Below are 25624 nucleotides of genomic sequence, written 5' to 3'. Positions count from 1 at the left end.
GGCCGTGCGGGGCGTGCCGCCGGTCGGGGTGCGGGGCGGGGTGGTGCCCGGGCGGCGTGCGTCACGGCGGCCCGGGGGGCGGGTGCCCGGACGGTTCTGTGCCCTGGTCATGACCTTGTTCATGGGGTCCCCGTTCGGTGAGCCCGGAGTTGTACCGGGCGGTAACTTTCGTGTTGGGGATCTTGTACGGGGTTGCGAGTGGCAGCGGCAAGCCAGCCGAGGGCCGGGTCGAGCGGCCGGAATGTTCACTTATCCGAGTGAGCGAGGCGGGCTGAAGGCCGTGACCGCGGGGGCGCACCGGGTGAGTTCCCGGACCAGGGTGGACGCCTCAGGACGTAGAGGCAGGGACTCGAAAGGGGACGCCCGCACGTATCCTGAAGGCCTTCACCGAGGCCCCTGCGGAGCACTCCGACCCCGCCCTCCGACCACGAAAGCGGCAGCCCATGCGCGTCTACGTCCCCCTGACCCTCTCCGGTCTCGCCGAGGCGTACAAGACGGGCGAGCTGGGGTCCGGACCGCTCGTCGCCTACGCCGTGACGCCCGCGTTGCGCGAGTGGTACCTCTCCGACGACATCGAGGAGCTGGAGTACGCGGCGCTGAACCGGGCCGCGCTCGCCTCGCTGCGGCTGCTGGCGGCCGACCCCGAGGCGGTGCGGCGCCGGGTCGTGGTCGCCGTCGACGTGCCCGACGGCGCGGCGGTCTCCGACCCCGACCGAGGGCTCGACCCGGCCGCGCTGGGCGAGGTGCGGGTCGGCCGGGCCGTGCCGCTGGGCAAGGCGGCCGCCGTACATGTCGACGCGAGCGACGCCGAGGCGGACGTGACCGCGGCCGCGGAGGCGCTCGCGGCGGCGGACGGCGGGGACGACGACGCGCAGTTCGTCGTGGACGGAGCCGAGGACCACGAACTGCTCTGGTTCGCCACGCAGGAGATCCCGAACCTGGTCGGGCTGGGGAACTGAGGGGCCGGCCCTGCCTCTGTGACCTGCTGGGCACTTGATTGTCAGTGGCGGCGGGTACATTTTTTTGACATGGGGAAGCAAACGGGCGCGCACATTGTGTGGGACTGGAACGGGACGCTGTTCCACGACAATGACGCGATCATCGGGGCGACGAACGCGGCGTTCGCCGAGCTGGGACTCGCGCCGATCACGATGGAGCGGTATCGGGCGCTGTACTGCGTGCCGGTGCCGAAGTTCTACGAGCGGCTGCTGGGGCGGCTGCCGACCGAGGCCGAGTGGGTCGTCATGGACGCGACCTTCCATCGGTACTACACCGAGCATCGGGTCAGCTGCGGGCTCACGACGGGTGCGGCCGAGCTGCTCGCGGGGTGGCGGTCGGCGGGGCGCAGCCAGTCGATCCTCAGCATGTACGGGCACGAGGACCTGCTTCCGCTGGTCCGGGGGTTCGGGATCGAGGCGCACTTCATACGCGTCGACGGACGGACCGGGCCTTCCGGGGGCAGCAAGGCCGAGCACATGACGCGACACCTCGCCGCACTGACGGGGGCGGCGGGAGTGGACCCTGCCCGGACCGTGGTGATCGGTGACGCGGCCGACGACGCGGTGGCGGCGCGGCATGTGGGGGCGCGGGCCGTGCTGTACACGGGGGGTTCGCACAGCCGGGCCAGCCTGGAGGAGGTGGGGGTGCCTGTGGTGGACACCCTGGCGGAGGCGGTCGTGGAGGCGGAGCGGCTCGCGGCGTAGTGGCGGGGCCAGCTCGTCGGGTTCCCGGGGGCGGTGCGGGGGTGCGGGCTGAGCGGTGGCGGTGCGTGGGTCGGGGGAATCGCGCGACCAGCCCCCACTCAGCCTCGGTCGAACGACTACCTCGGTGGCATGTCCCTCATGCCCTTCATGTCACCGGCGCCTTCGCCCGCAGGATCGTCAGGAACTCGCGCATCCAGCGGGAGTGGTCCGGCCAGGCCCGGGCGGAGACCAGCGTGCCGTCCACGACCGCCTCCGCGTCCTGGAAGGTGGCGCCGGCCGCCTGCATGTCGAGTTCCAGGGCGGGGTAGGCCGTGACGCGGCGGCCGCGGAGGCCGTCGATCGCGGCGGTGAGCAGGGGGCCGTGGCAGATCTGGGCGACCGGCTTGTCCGCGTCGAAGAAGGACTTGACGATCTTGCGGAGTTCGGGGTCGTTGCGCAGGTACTCGGGGGCGCGGCCGCCGGGGATGACGATCGCGGCGTACTGACCGGGGTCGACCTCGGCGAAGGCCAGGTCGGCGGGCCAGGTGTAGCCGGGCTTCTCGGTGTAGGTGTCGAAGCCGGGTTCGAAGTCGTGGACGACGAACCGGAGCTTCTTGCGGGTGGGGGCCGCGATATGGACGTCGTAGCCCTCTTCACGGAGGCGCTGGTAGGGGTACAGGACCTCCAGTGACTCCGCTGCGTCGCCGGTGACGATCAGGATTTTGGCTGTCATGTCGGCAATGTGCATCCGGAACGGGCCCTTGCCAAGAGGGCCGGTCGATGACGCCCACGGCATGGTGCGCCGCTCGCTGCCCCTGTGCAGAACGTCAAAGTTCGACCCCTGGTTTTGTACACATACGGCTCATGACGGGCCCCCTGTAAGGAGCGATAGCCTTAGTGGCGTGATCAGCGCGATAGCTCGCGGGGGCATCGATGCCCCTGCCCTGCGCCCGGAGAGCACGGACCACATCCGTGACCGGGCGGCCGTCGCTGGTCTTCGCGGGCGGGGCGGGGGCACATGGGCCCCCGGGGCGCCGCGCACATCCCCTGGAGCGGCGTCGCAGAGAGCAGCGTCACATCCGTCGGGCGTGCCAAGAATGGCTGATAACCCCCCGCTCATCTCACCTTGCGGCATAGCGTCGGAGCAGACCGGACACCCCGCGTCACGGCGTTACGTCCCAGGGGAAGAGACCGTACTTCCTTCTAGGTCACGCAATGGCGCGCGACAGGAGCCAGAGGACAATGCAGACCAAGCTGGACGAAGCCAAGGCCGAGCTGCTCGAGAGGGCCGCCCGGGTAGCTGAGAACAGCCCGGTCGGGGGGCACCTACCGACCGGGACGACGGACGAGAGCACCCCTGACCGGGAGACCGTGCTCGCGTTCCTCCAGCGCTACTACCTGCACACCGCCCCGGAGGATCTCACCGGTCGTGACCCGATCGATGTCTTCGGAGCCGCTTTCTCGCACTATCGGCTGGCCGAGAGCCGGCCGCAGGGCACGGCCAGTGTGCGGGTCCTCACGCCCACCGTGGAAGAGAACGGATGGGCGTGCACGCATTCGATCGTCGAGGTCGTCACCGACGACATGCCCTTCCTCGTCGACTCCGTCACCAATGAGCTGACCCGGCAGGGGCGCGGCATCCATGTCGTCATCCACCCGCAGGTCGTCGTCCGGCGGGACGTCACCGGCAAGCTCATCGAGGTGCTCGCCCAGCGCCCCAGCGGCGAGCTTCCGCACGACGCGCACACCGAGTCCTGGATCCACGTCGAGATCGACCGCGAGACCGACCGCGCGGACCTGAAGCAGATCACCGCCGATCTGCTGCGCGTCCTGTCGGACGTCCGCGAGACCGTCGAGGACTGGGAGAAGATGCGGGACGCGGCGCTGCGGATGGCCGATGAGCTGCCCGCCGAGCCCGTCGCCTCCGACCTGCGCGAGCAGGACATCGAGGAGGCCCGCGAGCTGCTGCGCTGGCTGGCCGCCGATCACTTCACCTTCCTCGGCTACCGCGAGTACCAGCTCCGCGAGGACGACTCCCTCGTCGCCGTGCCGGGCACCGGCCTCGGCATCCTGCGCTCCGACCCGCATCACGCCGAGGACGAGAGCCACCCCGTCAGCCCCTCCTTCGAGCGGCTGCCCGCCGACGCCCGCGCCAAGGCGCGCGAGCACAAGCTCCTGGTGCTGACCAAGGCCAACAGCCGGGCGACCGTGCACCGGCCGTCGTACCTGGACTACATCGGTGTGAAGAAGTTCGACGCCGAGGGCAACGTCGTCGGTGAGCGCCGCTTCCTCGGGCTCTTCTCCTCAGCCGCCTACACCGAGTCCGTCCGCCGGGTCCCCGTCATCCGCCGCAAGGTCGACGAGGTGCTGCAGCGCGCGGGCTTCTCTCCCAACAGCCACGACGGGCGTGACCTGCTCCAGATCCTGGAGACCTACCCGCGCGACGAGCTCTTCCAGACCCCGCCCGACGAGCTGCAGTCGATCGTCACCTCCGTGCTGTACCTCCAGGAGCGGCGGCGGCTGCGGCTCTACCTGCGCCAGGACGAGTACGGGCGCTACTACTCCGCCCTCGTCTACCTGCCGCGCGACCGCTACACGACCGGGGTGCGCCTCAGGATCATCGACATGCTGAAGGAGGAACTCGGCGGCACCAGCGTCGACTTCACTGCCTGGAACACCGAGTCGATCCTGTCCCGGCTGCACTTCGTGGTCCGGGTCCCGCAGGGCACCGAGCTGCCGCAGCTCAGCGACACCGACAAGGAGCGCATCGAGGCGCGGCTGGTCGAGGCCGCGCGGTCGTGGGCCGACGGATTCGCCGAGGCCCTCAACGCCGAACTCGGCGAGGAGCGCGCCGCCGAGCTGCTGCGCCGGTACGGCAACGCCTTCCCCGAGGGCTACAAGGCCGACCACACCTCGCGCTCCGCGGTCGCCGACCTCGTCCACCTGGAGAAGCTCACCGAGGAGAACAACTTCGCGCTGAGTCTGTACGAGCCGGTCGGCGCCGCCCCCGAGGAACGCCGCTTCAAGATCTACCGCAAGGGTGCCGCGATCACCCTGTCCGCCGTGCTGCCGGTCCTCAACCGGCTCGGCGTCGAGGTCATCGACGAGCGGCCCTACGAGCTGCGCTGCTCGGACCGCAGCATCGCCTGGATCTACGACTTCGGGCTGCGCATGCCCAAATCGCAGAACGGCGCCGGGGACTACCTGGGCGACGACGGCCGCGAGCGCTTCCAGGAGGCCTTCGCGGCGACCTGGACCGGCCTGGCGGAGAACGACGGCTTCAACGCCCTCGTGCTGAGCGCCGGGCTGAACTGGCGGCAGGCGACGGTGCTGCGGGCGTACGCCAAGTACCTGCGGCAGGCGGGCTCCACCTTCTCGCAGGACTACATGGAGGACACCCTCCGCAACAACGTCCACACCACGAGGCTGCTCGTCTCCCTGTTCGAGGCGCGGATGTCGCCGGACCGGCAGCGCGCCGGGCACGAGATCGTGGACGCCCTCCTCGAAGAGGTCGACGCCGCACTCGACCAGGTCGCGAGCCTCGACGAGGACCGGATCCTCAGGTCGTTCCTGACCGTCATCAAGGCGACCCTGCGCACGAACTTCTTCCAGGAGGCGCTCGGCGGCAAGCCGCACGAATACGTGTCCATGAAGTTCGACCCGCAGGCCATCCCGGACCTTCCGGCGCCGCGCCCGGCGTTCGAGATCTGGGTGTACTCACCGCGCGTCGAGGGCGTGCACCTCAGGTTCGGCAAGGTCGCTCGCGGTGGTCTGCGCTGGTCCGACCGGCGTGAGGACTTCCGGACCGAGATCCTCGGCCTGGTCAAGGCGCAGATGGTCAAGAACACCGTCATCGTGCCGGTCGGCGCCAAGGGCGGCTTCGTCGCCAAGCAGCTGCCCGACCCGGGTGTGGACCGGGACGCGTGGCTGGCCGAGGGCATCGCCAGCTACAAGACGTTCATCTCGGCGCTGCTCGACATCACCGACAACATGGTGGCCGGCGAGGTCGTGCCGCCCGCCGACGTCGTCCGACACGACGAGGACGACACCTACCTCGTCGTCGCCGCCGACAAGGGCACCGCGACCTTCTCGGACATCGCCAACGGGGTCGCCGAGTCGTACAACTTCTGGCTCGGCGACGCCTTCGCCTCCGGCGGCTCCGCCGGCTACGACCACAAGGGCATGGGCATCACCGCGCGCGGTGCCTGGGAGTCCGTCAAGCGGCACTTCCAGGAACTGGGTGTGAACACGCAGGCCGAGGACTTCACGGTCGTCGGTATCGGCGACATGTCCGGTGACGTGTTCGGCAACGGCATGCTGCTCAGCGAGCACATCCGCCTGGTCGCCGCCTTCGACCACCGGCACATCTTCATCGACCCGAAGCCGGACGCGGCCACCTCCTACGCCGAGCGCCGCCGCGTCTTCGAGCTGCCGCGCTCCAGCTGGGCCGACTACAACTCCGAGCTCATCTCGGCCGGTGGCGGCGTGTACCCCCGCAGCGCCAAGGCCATCCCGGTCAACGCGCACATCCGCGAGGCCCTCGGGATCGAGGGCAAGGTCGCCAAGATGACGCCGGCCGACCTGATGAAGGCCATCCTCAAGGCGCCGGTGGACCTGCTGTGGAACGGCGGCATCGGCACATACGTCAAGGCCTCCACCGAGACCCACGCCGACGTCGGCGACAAGGCCAACGACCCGATCCGTGTCGACGGCGCCGACCTGCGGGTCAAGGTCGTCGGCGAGGGCGGCAACCTGGGGCTCACCCAGCTCGGCCGCATCGAGTTCTCGCTCACCGGCGGGAAGATCAACACCGACGCCATCGACAACAGCGCCGGCGTGGACACCTCCGACCACGAGGTGAACATCAAGATCCTGCTCAACGGCCTGGTCGCGGACGGCGACATGACCGTCAAGCAGCGCAACAAGCAGCTCGCCGAGATGACCGACGAGGTCGGCCGGCTGGTGCTGCGCAACAACTACGCGCAGAACACGGCCATCGCCAACGCGCTGGCCCAGTCAAAGGACATGCTCCACGCCCAGCAGCGCTACCTGCGCCACCTGGTGCGCGCGGGGCTGCTGGACCGGGCCCTGGAGTTCCTGCCCACCGACCGCCAGATCCGTGAACGCCTGGGCGCCGCACAGGGCCTGACCGGCCCGGAGACGGCCGTCCTCCTGGCGTACACCAAGATCACGGTCTCCGACGAGCTGCTGCACACCTCGCTCCCGGACGACCCGTATCTGCGCGGTCTCCTCGACTCGTACTTCCCGAGCGCGCTGCGCGAGAAGTTCGCCGAGCACATCGACAACCACCCGCTGCGCCGCGAGATCATCACGACGGTGCTGGTCAACGACACGGTCAACACGGGCGGTACGACGTATCTGCACCGCTTGCGCGAGGAGACCGGCGCCTCTCTCGAGGAGATCGTCCGGGCGCAGACCGCGGCCCGCGCGATCTTCCGCTCGGCCGTGGTGTGGGACGGGGTGGAGGCGCTCGACAACCAGGTCGAGGCCGCCGTGCAGACCCGGATCCGGCTGCACTCGCGCCGGCTCGTCGAGCGCGGCACGCGCTGGCTGCTCAACAACCGGCCGCAGCCGTTGCAGCTCGCCGAGACCGTCGAGTTCTTCTCCGAGCGTGTCGAGCAGGTCTGGTCGCAGCTGCCGAAGCTGCTGCGGGGCGCGGACCTGGAGTGGTACCAGCAGATCTACGACGAGCTGACCGGCGCCGGCGTCCCGGACGAACTCGCCACGCGCGTGGCCGGGTTCTCCTCCGCCTTCCCGACGCTCGACATCGTCTCGGTGGCCGACCGTATGGGCCGGGAGCCGTTGGAAGTCGCGGAAGTCTTCTACGACCTCGGCGACCGGCTGCGGATCACCCAGCTCATGGACCGCATCATCGAGCTGCCCCGCGCCGACCGCTGGCAGTCCATGGCCCGCGCCTCCATCCGCGAGGACCTCTACGCGACCCACGCGGCGCTGACCGCCGATGTGCTCGCGGTGGGCAACGGCACCTCGACTCCCGAGCAGCGCTTCAAGGCGTGGGAGGAGAAGAACGCGGCGATCCTGGGCCGGGCGCGCTCGACCCTGGAGGAGATCCAGAGCTCGGAGGCGTTCGACCTCGCCAACCTGTCGGTGGCGATGCGGACCATGCGGACGCTGCTGCGGACGCACTCGTAGGCGATACGACGAGAGGGGCGCCCCGAGCCGTCACGGCCCGGGGCGCCCCTTTCTTGGCCCGGCTTTTGGTCTGGCTTAGGGAAAATCCGGCGGGCGGCTTACCCGCGGCGGCTAAGCCTTGTGCGGTGACTGTGAACCTCTCCGAGGAGCGAGTGGCCGCTCCCGCCGTGCCGCTCGAGCGGGTCCGACGGATCGTCCGCGAAGTGGTGAACTTCGGGGTCGTCGGAGGCAGCGGCGTCGTGGTGAACTTCCTCGTCTTCAACGTGCTGCTGCACGGCCTCGGCCGGCGGGCGATGGTGGCGACGGTGCTGGCCAGCCTCGTCGCCATGAGCACGAACTACCTCGGCTTCCGCTTCTTCACCTATCGCGACCGGGATGCGCGCACACGGCAGCAGGTCGTGCTGTTCTTCGTCTTCAGCACCATCGGTGTGGCGATGGAGAGCGGCCTCTTCTACGTCGGCTATCACGGCCTCGGCCTTCACGGTCCGTTCGCGTCGAACGCCGTGAAGGCCACGTCGATCGTGCTGGCCTCCGCCTTCCGGTTCCTGGTCTACCGGACGTGGGTGTTCCAGCACGAGGTGCGCTAAGCGCTCCGCGGGAAGTGCCGCGATGTGCCGTCGGCCGTCCGCGGCGCCGTCGTAGCTGGTCGCGCCTCGCTGCGGAGCCGCATATGGATACGGCCCCGCGCCCCCTCAGGGCGCTGCCGAACCGTAGAGGACTTCACCCGACCCGCTTAGACGGCGACCTTCGGCTTGGGCTTCGGCTTCGTCGTCTTGTCGCCGGTGAAGGCCTCGTACTCCTTCAGGACGTCCTCGGTCGGGCCGTCCATGCGCAGTTCGCCGCGTTCCAGCCACAGCACGCGGTCGCAGGTGTCGCGGATCGACTTGTTGTTGTGGCTGACCAGGAACACCGTGCCGGCGTGCTTGCGCAGTTCGCGGATGCGGGCCTCGGAGCGCCGCTGGAAGGAGCGGTCGCCGGTGGCGAGGGCCTCGTCGATGAGGAGGACGTCGTGGTCCTTGGCGGCGGCGATGGAGAAGCGGAGGCGGGCGCCCATGCCGGAGGAGTACGTGCGCATGGGCAGGGTGATGAAGTCGCCCTTCTCGTTGATGCCGGAGAAGTCGACGATCTCCTGGTAGCGCTCCTTGATCTGCTCGCGGGACATGCCCATCGCGAGGCCGCCGAGGTAGACGTTGCGCTCGCCGGTCAGGTCGCCCATCAGGGCCGCGTTCACGCCGAGGAGGGAGGGCTGGCCGTCGGTGTAGATGGCGCCGCTCTCCACCGGCAGCAGGCCGGCGACCGCCTTGAGCAGGGTCGACTTGCCGGAGCCGTTGGTACCGATCAGACCGATCGCCTCGCCGCGGTAGGCGACGAAGGAGACCTTCTTCACCGCGTGCACCTTGCGTACGCCTGACGCCCGTTCGGTCTTCTCGCGGCGCAGGATGCGGTTGAGGGCGGCGGTCGCGGAGCCGCGGCCGGCACCGGTGCCGTTGACGCGGTAGACGATGTCGACGTTGTCGGCGACGACGGTGGGGATCAGGTCGGTCGGGGGTGCGGGGTTCTCGAGGTTCTCAGCCACGGCCGTACGTCTCCTCAGCCTTCCAGAAGTAGATGAAGCCGCCGATGCCGGCGAGCAGGGCCCAGCCAGTGGCGATCGCCCACACGTGGTGCGGCAGCTGGCTGGAGTGGAAGCTGTCGATCAGGGCGTAGCGCATCAGATCGATGTAGACCGCGGCCGGGTTGGCCTGGAGGACCGGGCCGACCCAGGACGGCAGGTCGTTGTGCTTGCTGAGCAGGTGGTCGATGCTCCACATCACGCCGGAGACGTACATCCACGTGCGCAGCACGAACGGCATCAGCTGGGCGATGTCCGGGGTCTTGGCGCCGAGCCGGGCCATGACCATCGAGACGCCGGCGTTGAAGATGGACTGCAGCACCAGCGCCGGGATCGCCAGCAGCCAGGACGCCGAGACCGGTACGCCGAAGCAGAGCAGGATCACGACCAGGGCGGCCATCGAGAACAGCAGCTGCTGGAGCTGCTGGAGGCAGAACGAGATCGGCAGCGCGGCCCGCGGGAAGTGCAGGGCGCGGACCAGGCCGAGGTTGCCGGAGATGGCGCGGGTGCCCGCGAGGATCGAGCTCTGGGTGAACGTCCAGATGAACACGCCCGTCACCAGGAACGGGATGTAGTCCGGGACGCCCTTCTTGGTGCCCAGCAGCACGCCGAAGATGAAGAAGTACACCGCCGCGTTGAGCAGCGGGTTCATCACCTGCCAGATCTGGCCGAGCTTCGCCTGGCTGTACTGGGCGGTGAGCTTGGCGGTCGAGAACGCGGTGATGAAGTGGCGCCGGGCCCACAGCTGGCGGATGTACTCGGACAGGGTCGGGCGGGCACCGCTGACGGAGAGGCCGTGACGGGCGGCGAGGGCCGCGAGGTCGCCTTCGGCGGGCGGGGGGAGGGTCGCCGTCGTCGGAGGCGGTGTGTGGAGGACCTGGCTCACATCCGCTGCTTTCGGTTGGGGGGTGTGTCCGGCACCCGACGTTTCCTTACGCTTCTCTTCACGTTCTCTTACGTCGGGACGGAACCGTATCGTCGCAACGTGAGCGTAGGCCGAGTCGGCGTCGGAACGCAACCGTTTCGTCGTGACGCGTTGCGTGGGGACGGGACCGTATCGTCGTAACGCCCTATGCTGGTCCGCATGACGACGAACGCCGACGAGCCGCAGACCCGTCCGCGCCGCCGGGCCCCCGCCGGAGCCGCCGTGCTCCGGGAGGATGTGACGGAGGCCATCCGGGCGGCCGTCTTCGAGGAGCTCGCGGCCGTCGGCTACGCGCGGATGTCCATCGAGGGGATCGCGCGTCGGGCGGGGGTCGGCAAGACCGCGGTCTACCGGCGCTGGCGCTCCAAGCTGCACCTCGTCCTCGACGTGGTGTCGGCCCTCGCCGTACAGGGGCTGCCCGCGCCGGACACCGGTGCGCTGGAGAGCGATCTGCGGCTGCTGTACGAGGTGACCTCCCGTGCGCTGCGCCACCCCATCGCCTCGCAGATCCTCCCGGACCTTCAGGCCGAGGCGGCGCGTAACCCCGAGATCGCCGAAGCGGTGCAGAAGGCGCTGCGGGACGGGCAGGAGGGTGTCGCCAGCAAGATCCTCGTGGCGGCGGAGCAGCGGGGCGAGGTCCGGGCGGGGCTCGATGACGAGCTGGCCCTCGATCTGATCTCCGGACCGCTGTACTGGCGGTCCGTGGTGATCCGGAGTCCGAAGCTGCCCAAGGGCTATCTGGACGCGCTGGCGCGCGGGACGGCCGCGGCGCTCAAGGCGCTGTAGCCGGGCAGCCGCGCGGTCGGCCTCGGTCCGAGTCGTGCCGCCGTCCGCCGGTGCCGGTGCCGTGTTCGCGCCGCCCGCATCAACGCGCCGTTCCCGGCGGCCCGTTGGCTGGCCTGGAAGTGCAGGGCGGCGGCCAGGTCCCAGGGGTCGCCGCTGCTCGGCACGGCCTCTGTCTGAAGGCCGATGTCCTTGGGGTCCGCGGCGGCCCAGCGCCGGAACCGGTGGAAGACGTCCGGGAGTTCGAGGCCGCCGTGCTCCAGCAGTGACTCGGCGACCAGTACGGCCATCTGCGTGTCGTCGGTCGCCTCGCCCGGGTCCCAGCCACCGCCCCCGCACATCTCGCCGCCGTGCCCCGGGCGGGGAAAGCGGGCGGAGAACACGCCCTCGGGGCCGAACTCGAAGGGGGCACCCAGGGCGTCGCCCACGGCGGAACCGATGACGGCGCCCAGGGCGCGCGAGGTGAGGTCGGTCATCGGGGCAGGCTAGGGCCTCCCGGGGCGGGCTGTACCCCCTACCCCCGAGCAGCCTCCGGGTGCCGTCGTACCCAGCCCTCCCAGGCCGAGGTGATCATGTCCTGGATGTCGTGCTTGGCCTTCCAGCCGAGCTCCGCGGTGATGAGGTCGGCGGAGGCGACGACTCGGGACGGGTCGCCGGGGCGGCGGGGGGTGACTGTCGGGGGGCGGTTGTAGCCCGTGACGGCGTTGATGTGGTCGATCATTTCGCGGACCGAGACGCCCTCGCCGCGGCCGACGTTGAGGGTGAGGTCGCGGCCGGGGGAGGAACGCAGGGCACGGGCCGTGGCGACGTGGGCGTCGGCCAGGTCGAGCACGTGGATGTAGTCGCGGACGCAGGTGCCGTCCGGTGTGGCGTAGTCGTCGCCGAAGATGCGTGGGGGCGCGTTCTCCGTCAGCTTCTCGAAGACCATGGGGATCAGGTTGAAGACGCCCGTGTCCGCGAGGTGCGGGGTCGCCGCGCCGGCCACGTTGAAGTAGCGCAGGGACGCCGTGGCCAGGCCCGTCGCCCGGCCCGTCGCGCGGACCAGCCACTCACCGGCCAGCTTCGTCTCGCCGTAGGGCGACATGGGCACGCACGGCGTCTCCTCCGTGACCAGCTCCACGTCCGGCATGCCGTACACCGCCGCCGAGGACGAGAAGACGAAGGAGGACACCCCGGGCACCCCGGACGCTCCGGCCCCGGTCACCTGCTCCAGCAGGACGCGCAGGCCCTCGACGTTCTCCCGGTAGTAGTGCAGCGGCAGGTCGACCGACTCGCCCACCTGCTTCTTCGCCGCCAGATGCACGATCCCGGTGACGGCGTGGTCCGCGAGGGTCCGCGCTACGCGGTCCGCGTCCAGGGTGGAGCCCACGACCAGCGGCACCCCGTCCGGGACGCGCTCGGCGATCCCCGTGGACAGGTCGTCGTACACCACCGCGCGCTCGCCCGCCTCGGTCATCGCCCGTACGACGTGCGCCCCGATGTAGCCGGCGCCGCCGGTGATCAGCCAGGTCATGGACGGCCGTCCCCTCGTCAGATGGAGCGAGATGTGCGTGTGGTGCGCGGTCGGACACCGGCCTCAGTCAATCAGGCGACGGAGCCCACTGCGGACAACCGCGACAACTCCCCGTGAGCGGGACACCACGTGCGGTACCGGTTCCGCCGCCTCGTGCGCGGCGCGCACCGCCCGCGCCAGCTCCTCCCGCCCGGCGGCCAGCAGGATGTCGTACGCCAGCCGGTAGGCCTCCGTGAGCGCTCCGCTGTCGGGGGCCCGCGGGGCGCGCGGCACGTACACCCGCTCCGGCACGAGCGCGATGTCCGGGCTCGCGGCCAGCACGCGCGCGTGGAAGACGACGTTCTCGTGGGCGAAGCGGCCCTCGGGGAAGCGGATGCCGTTGTCGTGCAGGAAGTCGGTGCGGTAGAGCTTGTTGCCGCAGACGGTGTCGTGCACCAGGAGCGGACGCTGCGCGGGACGCGCGCACAACCCGCTCGCGACCTCCGCGCGCGCCCCCAGCAGCGTGGCCACCGCGCCGGGCAGCAGTGCGTCACCACCGTCCAGGAACATCACGTACGGCGATGTCACCCGGTCCAGCCCGGTGTTGCGCGGGCTGCCGCGGCCGCCGCTGTGCACCCGGCGCCGCAGCACGCGCACGCGTGGGTCGATCGAAGCGAGGCGGGCCAGCAGCTCCGCGCCGCCGTCCGTCGAGCCGTCGTCGACGACGAGGACCTCGCGGACGTCGGGCCCCTGGGCGAGCACGGAGCGCACGGTGGCCCGCACGCGCGGGGCGTCGTCGTGGCCGGTCACGACGGCACAGGCCTGGGGGCGTGAGGGTCCATGGTGGTCGTGTTCCGGGATCGCGGGGATGCGGGGGGATGCGCCTCAGGGGGTGGTCGGCGCTCGATCCGGAAGACGGTGGGAAGCCGTGCGGGGTTCATTCGTGGGCGCGGGACGGGAGCGCACGCCGAAGAGGGAGTGCGGTCGTGGTGGTGTGCCCCTTCGCCGCTACGCCGGAGGCGTCAGGAGTTCTCCTCCAGCTGCGCCGAGTCCAGCGCCGTGGTCAGCTCGTCCAGCCGTGCCCGCAGCTCGCGGATCTCGTCCACGTCGAAGGAGGTCGCCGCGACGATCCGGCGCGGCACCTCCAGTGCGCGCTCGCGCAGGGCGACGCCCTCCGCGGTGAGCCGGACCTCCACGGAGCGCTCGTCGCGGGCGCTGCGCTCGCGGCGTACCAGACCGGCCGACTCCAGCCGCTTGAGCAGCGGGGAGAGCGTGCCGGAGTCGAGGCGGAGCTGCTCGCCGAGCTTCTTGACGGACAGGTCGCCGTGCTCCCACAGCACCAGCATCACCAGGTACTGCGGATAGGTGAGCCCGAGGTCCTTGAGGATCACGCGGTAGACGCCGCCGAAGGCGCGCGAGGCGGCGTTCAGGGAGAAGCAGATCTGCTGGTCGAGGCGGAGCCAGTCGGTAGTGGGCGTGGGAGTGGTCATGTCTCCAGGGTAGCGCTTGTTCGCCATTTAGTTGTGCACAACTAAATTGTGTGCTCTACTTGTGGTCGTGAGACGGCCCGGACCGCAGGGAAAGGGCCGGCCGCCCCCCGTCACCACGTTTGAGAGGGATGGAACCCCATGGACGCGCTCTACACCGCTGTCGCCACCGCCACCCACGGCCGCGACGGTCGCGCCGTCAGCAACGACGGTCAGATCGACCTCCAGCTGGCCCCGCCGGCCGCGCTGGGCGGCAACGGTCAGGGCACCAACCCGGAGCAGCTGTTCGCCGCCGGCTACGCCGCCTGTTTCGGCAGCGCCCTCGGTCTCGTCGGCCGTCAGGCCAAGGTCGACGTCAGCGACGCCGCGGTGACCGCCGAGGTCTCCATAGGCAAGGAGGGTGAGGGCTTCGGTCTCGCCGTCGTGCTCCGCGTCGAGCTGCCCGACACCGTGGACGAGACGACCGGCCGCAAGCTCGTCGAGGCCGCCCACCAGGTCTGCCCCTACTCCAACGCCACCCGCGGCAACATCGAGGTCGAGCTCGTCATCGAGTAGTCACCGGAGCCGGAGCCGGTCCGACGACCCGCGCCAGCACCTCCCCCGTGCGCGCGCTCCACGCCACCACCACCGTCTCCCCGGGCGCCCTGTCCCGCCGCGTCAGCAGCAGCCGGCGCACCCGGTGGCGCCGGACCACGGCGGCACGGTCGGCGCGGGTGGACGCCGGGGAGAGACAGGCCCGTACGTCCGGCTCGTGGCCCTTGGCCACAGGGCCGGGTGGGACGAGATTCGCCCCGAACCCCGCGAGCGCCAGGGCGGCGTGGCGGTCGGCCGTGAGGACCACCTCACCGCGTCCGATGTGCCGCGCCGCCCACTCGTACGTCGGCGGCGCCACCGGCCTCGGCACGGTGAGAAGCCCGAGGCAGGCCGCCGCGGCCACGCCCCCCGCGTACACCCGCCGCCGGGCGGGACGCGGCGTCCCGCCCGGCGGGTCAGCGGCCCGGCCGACCGGCCGGGCGCCAGGTGTGAGGTCGGGTCGGGGTGGGCCGCGACGGGCTGGAGGGCATGGCAACTCCCCTGGATGAGGACGGCGTTCAGACGGTTTCGATGACGACCGACGGGGCCACGGGCCGCTCCACGGTCGCCTGCGGCGACAGTGCCGGCGCCGCCGCCGCGGACGGCACCGGGAAGCGCTCGGCGAGCGGCAGGAAGGGCGCGGGTTCGGTCTGGCCCAGCACCACATGGCGTACGACCCGCTCGGCGGCGCGTCCGTCGTCGTAGGGGCAGAAGCGCTCGCGGAACGCCGAGCGCAGCTGTGTGGAGCGGGAGCCCCGCCAGTGGCCGCTGGCGAAGATGTCGGCCAGCTCCTCCTCGCTGCGCGCGACCGCGCCCGGCGGGAAGGCGCGCAGGTCGAAGTAGGTGCCGCGGGCCGCCTCGTACGCCTCCCGGTCGGCGGAGTGGATCACGATCGGGCGGTCCAGGTTGGCGTAGTCGAACATCAGGGACGAGTAGTCCGTCACCAGGGCGTCCGAGGCCAGACACAGGGACTCGACGCTCGGGTGGTCGGTGACGTCGATGATCCTGCCGGTGCTCGTCGCGAGGGGGCCGCCGTGCCGGTGGTGGGCGCGGGCCAGGACGACGAAACGGGGGCCGAGGCGGCGCAGCACGCGGTCCAGGTCGAGGGTGGGGCGCTGGGTGCGGCGGTAGTCGCGGTGGGTGGGCGCGTACAGGATCGCGACCGTGCCCTCCGGGATGCCGAGCGACTCGCGCAGCCGGCGTACGTCCTGCGAAGTCGCTTGCTGGAACACGTCGTTGCGGGGACAGCCGTACTCGAGTGTCGTGTACGTGCCCGGGTAGACGCGCTCCCAGGTCAGGGTGGTGTGGCGGTTGGCGGACAGCAGGTAGTCCCACTTGTCGACGTCGTCGAGGAGGGCCGTGAAGTCCATGCCGCGGGCGGCCGCCGGGCGTTCCTGGAGGTCCAGGCCCATGTGCTTGAGGGGGGTGCCGTGCTGGGTCTGGACGAGGACCTGGCCGGGGCGCTTGACCAGGCGGCGGTCGAAGTCGACGTTGTTGACCAGGTACTTGGAGCGGGCGAGCGCCGTCCAGTACGCGGCCGAGCCGGGGCGCAGCCGGCGGGTGGCGGTGGGGATCGTGTGGTGGTGCTCGGCGCCGGTGATCCACGCCGTGCGGATGTGCGGCGCGTGGGTGCGGAACGCCTGCTCCAGGGCGCCCGGGTTGCAGCTGTGGCCGCGGTTGCCGTAGGCGGCGAAGACGGCGTGGTCCGCGCGCAGGGGGAGGCGGCGCTGGACGCGGTAGTGGAGCCGCAGGGCCGCGGTGCGCAGGGCTTTCGCGAGGCGGGTGGCCCGGCGGGCGGTCCGGTGGCTCAGCCTCTTGGCCAGCTCCAGTGCGCGGTAGGTGCGATGCAGACCCAGGCGGACCAGGGTGTGGCGCAGGCGTGCGCGCAGCGGTACTGGGTGGCCCGGGGTGCGGTAACGGCGGTAGTGGGCGCGGGCCTTGAGCAGGAACTCGGCCCGGATGCCGCGCGGCAGCCGGTGCCGTTCGGTGAAGAGCGTCGACAGGTGGTCGACCATGCGGCGGAACAACACCGGGCGCCACTGGGCGAGTCGGGGGTGCTGGTCGACGTACGCGAAGACCCTGTCGTACTGGTCGAAGACATCGAAGTGGCCGCGGCTCGTGCCGAGGACGGTGCCCTGGCGGTGCCGGCGGTGGTGGACGCACACCCGGTCCAGGGTCGCGAGGGTCTCCGCCGCCATCAGGGCCGGATACGTCCAGGGGGTGTTCTCGTAGCGGCCCGGCGGGAAGGAGAAGCCCGCGTGCTCCACGAACTCCCGGCGATACGCCTTGTTCCAGGCCGCCGTCATCAGGCGCAGCAGCCCCGGGCGGTCCTCCAGCCGGAAGGGCGCCGGGCCCTCCTCGGTGAGCTGCGTGGTGAAGCCGTCGCGGACCGCCTGGCCCGTCCAGTCGGTCAGCGCGTGGTCGTGGACCAGGATGTCCGGGTCGCCCGTCTCCTTCAGCCGGTCGGCGATCGCCCGCAGTGCGTCCGGGGTGAGGGTGTCGTCGCCGTCCAGGAACATCAGGTAGTCACCGGTCGCCGCCGCCAGACCGGCGTTGCGCGCGCCGCCCGGACCCCGGTTCTCGGCCAGGTGCACCGGCCGCACACGCGGGTCCCGGGCCGCGAACTCGTCGACGATCGCCCCACAGTCGTCCGGCGAGCAGTCGTCGACGGCGATCAGCTCCAGATCCGTACACGACTGGGAGAGCACCGATTCCAGGCACTCGTGCAGATACGCCTGAACCTTGTATGCGGGGACGATGACACTGAACCTGGGCAAGGCACATCCAAGAGTCGGCGCGGGCGATGGGCCGTGTCGGCCTTGCCCGGGAACTGCCGGTGATGTGACTTGGTTACGTGGTGTGCGGCATACGGGGGATTCTCGGCGAAGGCGAAGGGGCGGACCGGCCGCGGTCCGCCCCTTCAATTGGGCTGTCCTACGGGCTACTTGACCGCGCCCGCCATCACCCCGGTCACGAACTGCCGCTGGAACGCGAAGAACACGAGCAGCGGGATCACCATCGAGATGAAGGCGCCGGTCGCCAGGATCTCGATGTTGCTGCCGAACTGCCGTACCTGCTGCTGCAGGGCGACCGTCAGCGGCTGCGAGTCGGCGTTGGTGAACACCAGCGCCACCAGCATGTCGTTCCACACCCACAGGAACTGGAAGATGCCCAGCGAGGCCAGCGCGGGTGCCGCCAGCGGCATGACCACCGTCGCGAACAGCCGGGCCTCGCCCGCCCCGTCCAGGCGCGCCGCCTCCAGGAGCTCCCGGGGGATCTCCGCGAAGAAGTTGCGCAGCAGGAAGATCGCGAACGGCAGTCCGAAGGCGACGTGGAAGAGGACGGCGGCGATGATGTCGCCGAAGATCCCGATGTCGCGGAAGAGGAACGTCAGCGGGATCAGCGCGATCTGCACCGGCACCACGAGCAGCCCCACCACGACCATGAACCACCAGTCACGGCCCTTGAAGTCCATCCACGCGAAGGCGTATCCCGCCATCGCCCCGATGATCACGACCAGCAGGGTCGAGGGGACGGTGATCCAGATGGTGTTGAACAGGGAGCTGGTGATCGCGTCGTTCTTCAGGATCGTCTCGTAGCTGTTCGCGGTCAGCTGGCCCGGCGCCGTGAACACCTTCCACCAGCCCGAGGTGGCGATGTCGGTCGGGTCGCGGAACGAGGAGACCAGCAGCCCGAAGGTCGGCACCAGCCACACCAGCGCGAGGACGATCAGGAAGACCCGCATCACCCCGCCGGCCGCCCCGCTCGCCACCCGGGCGGCGAGCGAGCGCTTGGCGCGCACGGTCGTGTCGAGAGCGGTCATCGCTCACGCTCCTTCCGCAGCCGTCGGAGGTTGACCCACATCACCGGCAGCACGAGCAGCAGCAGGATGACGCCGATCGCGCTGCCGATGCCGTAGCTGGCGCCGCCGCCGAAGGACGACTGGAACAGTTGCAGCGCCAGCACGTTGGCGTCGTCCTGACTGGGCTGCGGGGCGATGATGTAGACCAGGTCGAAGATCTTCATCACGTTGATCATCAGCGTGACGAGGACGACGACCAGGACCGGCGCCAGCATGGGCACCGTGACCTTTCTAAATACCTGCCACTCGTTGGCGCCGTCCACCCGGGCCGCCTCCAGGAGGTTGCGGTCCACCCCCGCGAGGCCCGCCGCGATCAGGATCATCGCGAAGCCCGCCCACATCCACACATACGCCCCGATGATCGCCGGGGTGATCAGCGTCGGGCCGAGCCAGTCGATGCCGTTGTAGGGCGCCGAGAAGTTCGAGCCGGGCAGCCGCAGTTGGGCCCCGTCGGCCTCGCCGGGCAGATTGAAGGTGCCGTCGGCGCCGCTCTTGGTGGAGGCGATCACCTTGCCGTCCTTCACGGCCTCGACCTTCACGCCCTTCAGCGCCTTCTCGCCGGGGTCGATCTGGCCCTTCGTGCCACCGCCGCCCAGTTTGAAGTCCAGCCAGACGGTGCCCGTGACACCGTCACCGGTGGCCGCCTCGGCGGCCTCGGGGCTGCCGGGGAGCTTGTTGGGCGCGATACCGACGAGCGGGAGCAGCGCCGGCGTGCCCGCCCGCACTGTGCCCGTCGAGGTGAACGAGCCGGCGCCCGAAGCCTTCAGATCGCTCACCGCCGCGTTCGGCCGGGCCTTCGGATAGACCGAGGAGTCCACGAACGTGTCGTGCACGGTCGTCACCACCGCGTTGGCGACACCCTGGTCAGGGTCCGCCGAGTACACCAGCCGGAAGATGATGCCCGCGGCCAGCATCGAGATCGCCATCGGCATGAAGACGATCAGCTTGAACGCCGTGCCCCAGCGCACCCGTTCGGTGAGCACCGCGAAGATCAGACCGAGCACCGTGACCACGGCCGGGGCGACCGCGACCCAGATCGCGGTGTTCTTGACCGCGGTCAGCGTCGCGTCGTTGCTGAAGATGTCGCCGTAGTTGTCCAGGCCGACGAAGCCGGAACCGTCGGCGTCGTAGAGACTGCGCCAGACCGACCACCCGATCGGGTAGACCACGAGCGCGCCGAGAAGGATCAGCGCGGGCAGCAGGAACAGCACCGCCACCCACAACCGCGTCCTCGTCACACTCTTGCGCGGAGACACGGAGGGCGTCGGCAGTGCGCCGGCGCCCTCCGTCGAGTTCGCCACTGAGGCCATGGCGTCAGCCGGCCCCGTACGCCTTGGCGGCGTCGGCCTCCAGCTTCCGCTGGGCGCCCGCGACATCGCTCGGGTTGCTGAGGAAGTCCTGCAGGTCCTTCCACTCGCCGGTGCCCTGGGTGCCGCCGAAGGCCGCCGGTGCCTGGTCGGACATGTCGAACCGGAAGTCGTCACCCGCGTCGATGAGCGCCTTGGCGATCTGCCGGGTCACGTCGTCCTTGTACTTGCTCTGGTCCATCTCCTTGTTCGGGGAGAGGACGCCGCCCTGCGCCGCCCAGACCTCGGCCGCGTCCGTCGAGGCGAGGAAGGTCAGCAGCGCCTGGGCGCCCTTGCTGTCCTTCAGCGCCACGGCCACGTCGCCGCCGCTGACCACCGGGGAGTCGGCGCCCACCGCCGGGAACGGGAAGACCTTGGCGTCCGTGCCCACCTTCGCCTTGGTGTCGGCGTTGATGTTCGCGGTGACGAAGTCGCCCTCGAAGACCATCGCGGCCGGGGTGTCACCGGTGAAGGCCTGGGTGACCGACTTCGGGAACTCCGTGTCCAGCGCGCCCTTGCGGCCGCCCGCGAGCAGTTCGTCCTTGCCCCACAGCTCGGCGAGCGTGGTGAGGGCGTCCTTGACGGAGGGGTCCGTCCACTTGATCTCGTGCTTGGCGAGCTGGTCGTACTTCTCCGGCCCCGCCTGGGACAGATAGACGTTCTCGAACCAGTCGGTGAGCGTCCAACCGTCCGCGCCGCCGACGGAGACGGCGGGGGAGCCGGCGTCGGACAGCGTCTGCGCGGTGGAGATGAACTCCTTCCACGTCTTGGGCGCCTCGGTGACCCCGGCCGCCTCGAAGGCCGCGGTGTTGTACCAGATCAGGGACTTGTTGGCGGCCTTCGCGTAGACGCCGTACTGCTGGCCGTCGACGGCCCCGAGGTCACGCCATCCCTGGGAGAAGTTCTTGTCCAGCTGGGTCTTGGCTTCCGCGCCGAGGGGCTTGAGCCACTTCTTCTCCGCGAACTGGTGCAGCACGCCGACCTGCGGCAGGAACGCCACGTCCGGGGGCTGACCGCCCTCGATCTTGGCGGCGAGGAAGGTGGAGGTGTTGTTGCCGGTCGGTACGAACTTGATCTTGGCGCCGGTGCGTTTGGTGAACTCGTTCAGGACCTTGGTGAAGTTCTCCTGTTCGGCTCCGGTCCAGACGGCGGCGACCTCCAGTGTCTGGCCGTCGAGCTTGGGGAGCGTGACGGAGGTGCCGCCGGTCTCCGTGCCCTTGGTTGGGTTGTCGCTGCCGTTGTCGTCGTCGCCGCCGCACGCGGTGAGCGTCAGGGCTCCCGCGAGGAGGGCGGCGACTGTCGCGGTGACCCTTCGTGTCCGGTGTGTGCTCGTGCTGCGCATCACTGCCCCGTTCTCGTTCGTCGTCGAACGCCGAGCGCTGTCCCGTGGCTCTGGTCTACGCCGGGGGCCTGAGGTCGGCAAGACCGCGCGCGGTGTCAAGCGGGAGATCGTTGTCGCGTCGTAACGGGACACAGGCGTTGGACAGAGTCCGCCGACCGGAACCAGGCCGGAACTAGAGAAGTGACGGGACCTCCGTGGCCGCCACCTCGCGTGCCGCCCGCTCCAGCGCGCTCGCCAGCAGCGCCAGGTCCGTCGGCCCGTTGCCCAGTTCCCGTACCGGGCGGCGGGTCGGTGGGTCGCCCATGCGGTGCCAGTCCAGGGGGACCACCGTCGGGCGCAGCGTGGCCGTCCGGGGGATACGTCCGGTGACCCGCCCGCCCTGGAGGGGGGTGACTCTTCCGTCCGCGGAGGTCAGGCGGCCGCGCCCCGGCGCGGGTTCGTCCGGGCCGGGTGCCGGGGTGTCCAGGGTGACCCGCAGGGTCGCCCTTCTGGCCGCGTCCGACTCAGCCGTACGACCGCCGGAGGCCGCCGCGGCCACCAGGTGGACGCCGAGCCGGTCGCCCTCCCTCGCCACGGCCTCCAGCGCGCGCATCACCGAGCCCGCGGAGGGCCGGCCCGGCGAGCCGAGCGCGGGGGAGACCAGGGCGTCCAGATCGTCGACGACCACCACGAGGCGGGGCAACGGCGGCGCCGACTCGGTCTGTTGACGGGCCGCGGCGGGGCGCAGACGAATGGTCGAGCTGGACGGGGCGTCGAGGTCACCGGCCCCGCCGGCGGACCCACGCTGGGCGACCATACGGCCCGACAGTTCCCGTCCGGTGTGCCACTCGGCGAAGTCGGAGCGGCCCAGCAGCTCGGCCCGCCGCTTCAGCTCGGCGCTCAGGGACTGGGCGAACTCCCGCATCCGCACGGGGTCGTTGGCCGTGAGGTGGGTCGTGACGTGCGGTACGTCCGTACAGACCCGCAGGCCCTCGCCGTGGCCGCCGCCCGTGCCCACGCTGTCCCGGCCGTCCATCAGGACGATGCTCAGCCGGTCCGGCCGCTCGGCGGCGGCCAGCGAGGCGACGACCGCCCGCAGCAGTTCCGTACGGCCGCTGCCCGCCGGGCCCTCGACCATCAGATGCGGGCCGTCGGCCACGAGGTCCGCGCAGACCGGTCCGCGCGGGCCGGCGCCGAGCACGGCCCAGGCCCGTCCGCCGAGCGCCTCGGTGTCGTCCGCAGCGTCCGCCCAGCGCGTCATCAGCGACGCCGGGGTGGCCCGCGCCAGCCCCAACTCGTCCAGCAACCGCGCCATCTGCGGCAACGGCGCCGACACCCGCGCCTGCCGCTCACCACCGGCGCCGTCCGTGCGCAACGGTGCCAGCGCCCGCGCGAACCGCTCCGCCCAGGCGGGGGAGACGGCGTCCACGGCGGCGACGGTGCCGTGGCCCACGGGGCCGGTCGTGTGGGCCTGGGGGGCGGGGTGACCTGCGGGGGCCTCGCCGACGGGACCGGAAGGCCGGCCGGGTGCGAGCGTGTCGTCGGAGCTGAGTACGACGGTGCCGTCGGAGCCGGGAGCCCCGCCCCGCGCCACCCGCATCAGCCGCAACGCCGTCGCCACGTCCCCACTGAGCAACGCGACCGCGCCGCACTCCCGGAACGCCGGGGACGCCGCGCACGCCGTCTCGTACGTCTCCGTCACCGGCGACGCGGGCGAGGCCGGTGCCGTCTCGGCGAGACACACCACATGTATCCCGGCCCGCGGGCCCTCCAGCGCCAGCCGCGCCACGGCCTCGCGCACATCGGCGCCGCCGGGGTCGCTGTCCACGAGGAGGACGGTGTACGGCCCTTCGAAGCCGGGTTCCTTGTCGGCCCTGTCGTCGTCCCGCGCCCAGGAGGGCCGCCGGGTCGCGCCGCGGGCCTCGGCCGGGGTGTCGCCTCGGCCGTCGCTCTCGATGCCGCCGCGGGTCGCGCTGCGCCCCCGGTCCTGCTCCGTGAGCCCCTTGCCGCCGGGCCCCTGAGCCGGACGCCCCGGTCGGCCCCTTGATCCCGCCGGCTGCGGTGTCTCGTCCAGGCGGCGCAGGAGCTCCTCCGTACGGGCCGTCGCCTGTTCGCGGTCGTAGGCGAGGAGGAGGCGGCAGTCCTGGCCGTGGGCCGGGCGCAGATGCGGGAGCCAGCCCAGCCAGGACCACTCGGCGGTGCGCTCGGCCAGCGGGCGGGAGCGGTCGGCGCTGATCAGGACTATCTCGAGGGTGTCGGGGGAGTGCAGCGCGGCGAGTTGGGCCACCACCGCGCGGGCCAGCCCGGCCAGCCGCGCGCGCGGGCCCGCCAGCCCCAGCGCCCCCACCTCGCGCAGATCGGCGGTGACCGGCACCGCGGGCAGCAGCCCCGAGCCGTCGGGTGCCGCCCGGTCCGCCGTGCCCAGCCGCACCGTGAGCGCCTCCGGATGGTCCGGCCCGCGCTCCCAGAGCCGCGGCCCGGGGCCCAGCGCGGTCAGCAGCAGCGCCGCCGGGTCCGGCCAGGTGTCCGGCTGCTGCGGGGTGACGGCGAAGGGGACCGGCGGGGTGTCGGCCACTTCCTCGTCGTACGCCTCGCTCCCGGCCGTCGTGCTCTGCTCACCGCGTCCGCCGGCCAGCTTCCGTGCCCACGCGCCGAGGCCTCCGCGCTTGCGCACGCCCTGCGGTACGTCGGTGCCACGCAGGGGTGTGCCCTTGCGGCGGCTGCCTGCCGGGGTGTCCACGGCGCGGGTGTGCTCGTCGCCGGAGGCGGAGCCGGTGGCCGCGGAGGCCGGTGTGGAGTCGGTCGATCCGCCGTGACCCGGGGTGGACCGGGAACCGGACGTCCCGCCGGGTGCGCGGGTGTCTCCGGAGCCGAAGGTCCCGCCGGTTGCGGCGATGCCGCGAGGGTCGGCGGGGCCACCGCGCGTCGCCGACCCGCGCGGAAGCCCGCCGGAGGCCGCAATGCCGCCCGGGCCGGGGTGCCCGCTCGCGGCTGCCCTGTCGTCGGAGGCCGGGCCGGACGGGACGGGGCCGGACGGGGCAGCGCCGCCCCCGGTCGCCGGACCGCCGAAACCCCCGTCGGAGACGCCCGCGCCGAGCCGGCCGCCATGCGTCTCCCCACTGCCCCCGGCACCCGCGCCCGGCGTACCCGGCACCGCGGAGAGCCCCGCGACCCCGGACACCCGCCGGCGGGACACGGGGCCCTTCGCCTCGTACGCCCGCGCCCCTCTGCTCTCGATCCGTGGTGCCTGCCCCTGGCCGGGCACGACAGGCTGTTCCACGTCCCCCTGCCCTGGTGCGGTGCTCAAGTCGGCGGTGCCGTACGCATACCGCGTCGGTCCGGAAGGCGCCCCCGAACCGGCGTCGGCCTCCGCCGGAGGCGCCACGCGCACGTGCCCCTCGCCGTCCGGCGCCGTGCGCAGCCGCGTGCCCGGGCCGCCGGGCGGAGCCAGCCGGAGGGCCGACTCGCCGACGCGCAGCAGCGCGCCCGGTGCGAAGCGGACCGGGCGGGTGCCCACCCGGATGCCGTCGAGGACCGTGCCGTTGGTGGAGTCGAGGTCGGCGACCGAGACGCCGCCGTCGGCGGCGACCGTCACCGCGCAGTGCAGCCGGGAGACGTCCGGGTCGTCGAGCGGGACGTCGGCGTCGGCGGAGCGGCCGATCTCGATGCGGCCGCCGTGCAGCAGATGGACCCCGCCCGCGTCCGGCCCGGCGACCACGTCGAGGCGGGTGGGTGCGTCGTCCACCTCGGGGTGCGGCTGGGGGTCGGTGGGGGCGCCGAGGGAGAGCACGGCGCCGTCGGTCAGCGGGGGCTCGCCGATGGTGCAGCGCTGGGCGTCGAGCCGCTCGGCACCGGCGTACAGCACGGGCTGTCCGGTGCCGGAGGCGGGCGCTCCGTCGCCGGAGACGGCCGAGGCCAGTGCGGACGTTATCGCCGCCAGGGCCGTACCGGCGGGTGCTGTGACCAGCACGTCGCAGCTCGCGGCGCGGACGTGGGCCTCGGCAGGCGGGCCCAGCGGGTCTACGACGGTCAGCCGGATCTGCATCGCCGTCAGCGGTCCCTTCTGCCCGGGCGCGGAACTGTCCCCCACCCCACACGAGCACATCGGCCAGTACTGGAGGCATCCTCGCACCTGCCACTGACAACGCGCCCCGCTCCCGAGGATAAGTGATCTTGATTGGTCAGCTCTGCCCCTAAAAGTGCCTGACCAGTGCATCGTCGACGATCACTTGAGATCGGTCACGTCAACCTCCGGCAACCAGGAGACCGAGTCGGGCGTCTTTCCTGCGAACAGGCTTCGCAACGCCTACGTAGTGCTCAGGGAGACGGCACTACAGTGGACCGGAACACAGGCAAGCAGCAGGGAG

17 protein-coding genes and 2 pseudogenes are annotated in these 25624 nt (G+C 71.4%); 6 read left to right on the top strand and 13 right to left on the bottom strand.

Annotated features, from left to right (window positions below):
- The first annotated feature begins 443 nt into the window (after positions 1–443).
- A complete protein-coding gene (locus tag TN53_RS25490) occupies positions 444–959 on the top strand; it encodes a DUF6912 family protein (protein WP_046260966.1) in 516 nt (171 codons plus the stop codon).
- A gap of 69 nt (positions 960–1028) precedes the next feature.
- A complete protein-coding gene (locus TN53_RS25485; RefSeq protein WP_046260965.1) occupies positions 1029–1703 on the top strand; it encodes an HAD family hydrolase in 675 nt (224 codons plus the stop codon).
- Between the two features lie 145 nt (positions 1704–1848).
- Here the strand turns inward: TN53_RS25485 and TN53_RS25480 are convergent, their stop codons facing one another.
- On the bottom strand, positions 1849–2415 hold the full coding sequence (locus tag TN53_RS25480) for a DJ-1/PfpI family protein (protein WP_046260964.1): 567 nt from the start codon (positions 2413–2415) through the stop codon (positions 1849–1851).
- Positions 2416–2924: 509 nt separating this feature from the next.
- Between TN53_RS25480 and TN53_RS25475 the strand changes: the two genes are divergently transcribed.
- On the top strand, positions 2925–7856 hold the full coding sequence (locus tag TN53_RS25475; RefSeq protein WP_046260963.1) for an NAD-glutamate dehydrogenase: 4932 nt from the start codon (positions 2925–2927) through the stop codon (positions 7854–7856).
- Positions 7857–7981: 125 nt separating this feature from the next.
- Complete coding sequence (locus TN53_RS25470) at positions 7982–8443, top strand: GtrA family protein (RefSeq protein WP_046260962.1); 462 nt, start codon at positions 7982–7984, stop codon at positions 8441–8443.
- A 146-nt stretch (positions 8444–8589) separates the two neighbouring features.
- On the opposite strand, the gene TN53_RS25465 is transcribed toward TN53_RS25470, so the two are convergent.
- Complete coding sequence (locus TN53_RS25465) at positions 8590–9450, bottom strand: ABC transporter ATP-binding protein (RefSeq protein ID WP_095046720.1); 861 nt, start codon at positions 9448–9450, stop codon at positions 8590–8592.
- Positions 9425–10354, bottom strand: a complete 930-nt coding sequence (locus TN53_RS25460; protein WP_046260960.1) for an ABC transporter permease — start codon at positions 10352–10354, stop codon at positions 9425–9427. The genes TN53_RS25465 and TN53_RS25460 overlap by 26 nt, the downstream gene beginning before the upstream one ends.
- 198 nt (positions 10355–10552) lie before the next feature.
- Here TN53_RS25460 and TN53_RS25455 point away from each other — a divergent pair, with 198 nt between their 5' ends.
- Positions 10553–11179 (top strand): TetR/AcrR family transcriptional regulator, encoded by a 627-nt coding sequence (locus TN53_RS25455; protein WP_046260978.1) that lies wholly within the window; start codon positions 10553–10555, stop codon positions 11177–11179.
- 68 nt (positions 11180–11247) lie between these two features.
- On the opposite strand, the pseudogene TN53_RS25450 reads toward TN53_RS25455, so the two are convergent.
- The 4 genes and pseudogenes from TN53_RS25450 to TN53_RS25435 form a co-directional block, all read right to left on the bottom strand.
- A pseudogene (locus tag TN53_RS25450) lies at positions 11248–11652 on the bottom strand (ADP-ribosylglycohydrolase family protein); the annotation flags it as partial.
- Between the two features lie 38 nt (positions 11653–11690).
- On the bottom strand, positions 11691–12689 hold the full coding sequence (gene galE / locus TN53_RS25445; RefSeq protein ID WP_046260959.1) for a UDP-glucose 4-epimerase GalE: 999 nt from the start codon (positions 12687–12689) through the stop codon (positions 11691–11693).
- Positions 12690–12848: 159 nt separating this feature from the next.
- Positions 12849–13529, bottom strand: a pseudogene (locus TN53_RS25440) (glycosyltransferase family 2 protein); the annotation flags it as partial.
- 161 nt (positions 13530–13690) lie between these two features.
- Entirely contained in the window at positions 13691–14185 is a 495-nt protein-coding gene (locus TN53_RS25435) for a MarR family winged helix-turn-helix transcriptional regulator (RefSeq protein ID WP_420719124.1), read from the bottom strand.
- 111 nt (positions 14186–14296) lie between these two features.
- Between TN53_RS25435 and TN53_RS25430 the strand changes: the two genes are divergently transcribed.
- Positions 14297–14710, top strand: coding sequence for an organic hydroperoxide resistance protein (locus TN53_RS25430; RefSeq protein ID WP_046260957.1), 414 nt, complete (start codon positions 14297–14299; stop codon positions 14708–14710).
- Here TN53_RS25430 and TN53_RS25425 read toward each other — a convergent pair.
- The 6 genes from TN53_RS25425 to TN53_RS25400 form a co-directional block, all read right to left on the bottom strand.
- Complete coding sequence (locus tag TN53_RS25425) at positions 14700–15092, bottom strand: hypothetical protein (RefSeq protein ID WP_159038193.1); 393 nt, start codon at positions 15090–15092, stop codon at positions 14700–14702. The two genes, TN53_RS25430 and TN53_RS25425, sit on opposite strands and share 11 nt — an antisense overlap.
- A gap of 154 nt (positions 15093–15246) precedes the next feature.
- Positions 15247–17505 (bottom strand): bifunctional glycosyltransferase/CDP-glycerol:glycerophosphate glycerophosphotransferase, encoded by a 2259-nt coding sequence (locus tag TN53_RS25420; protein WP_046260955.1) that lies wholly within the window; start codon positions 17503–17505, stop codon positions 15247–15249.
- 164 nt (positions 17506–17669) lie between these two features.
- Entirely contained in the window at positions 17670–18551 is an 882-nt protein-coding gene (locus TN53_RS25415; protein WP_046260954.1) for a carbohydrate ABC transporter permease, read from the bottom strand.
- Positions 18548–19900, bottom strand: a complete 1353-nt coding sequence (locus TN53_RS25410; RefSeq protein WP_046260953.1) for a carbohydrate ABC transporter permease — start codon at positions 19898–19900, stop codon at positions 18548–18550. Before TN53_RS25410 ends, TN53_RS25415 begins: the two co-directional genes overlap by 4 nt.
- 4 nt (positions 19901–19904) lie before the next feature.
- Positions 19905–21278, bottom strand: coding sequence for an ABC transporter substrate-binding protein (locus TN53_RS25405; RefSeq protein WP_046260952.1), 1374 nt, complete (start codon positions 21276–21278; stop codon positions 19905–19907).
- 172 nt (positions 21279–21450) lie between these two features.
- Complete coding sequence (locus tag TN53_RS25400) at positions 21451–25302, bottom strand: FtsK/SpoIIIE domain-containing protein (RefSeq protein ID WP_046260975.1); 3852 nt, start codon at positions 25300–25302, stop codon at positions 21451–21453.
- Positions 25303–25624: the final 322 nt, after the last annotated feature.

The organism is Streptomyces sp. WM6386, from assembly GCF_000972385.1.
Taxonomy (GTDB): Bacteria; Actinomycetota; Actinomycetes; order Streptomycetales; family Streptomycetaceae; genus Streptomyces.
The sequence above is the reverse complement of the archived record's forward strand: the minus strand, read 5'-3'. Positions and strand labels throughout refer to the sequence as shown.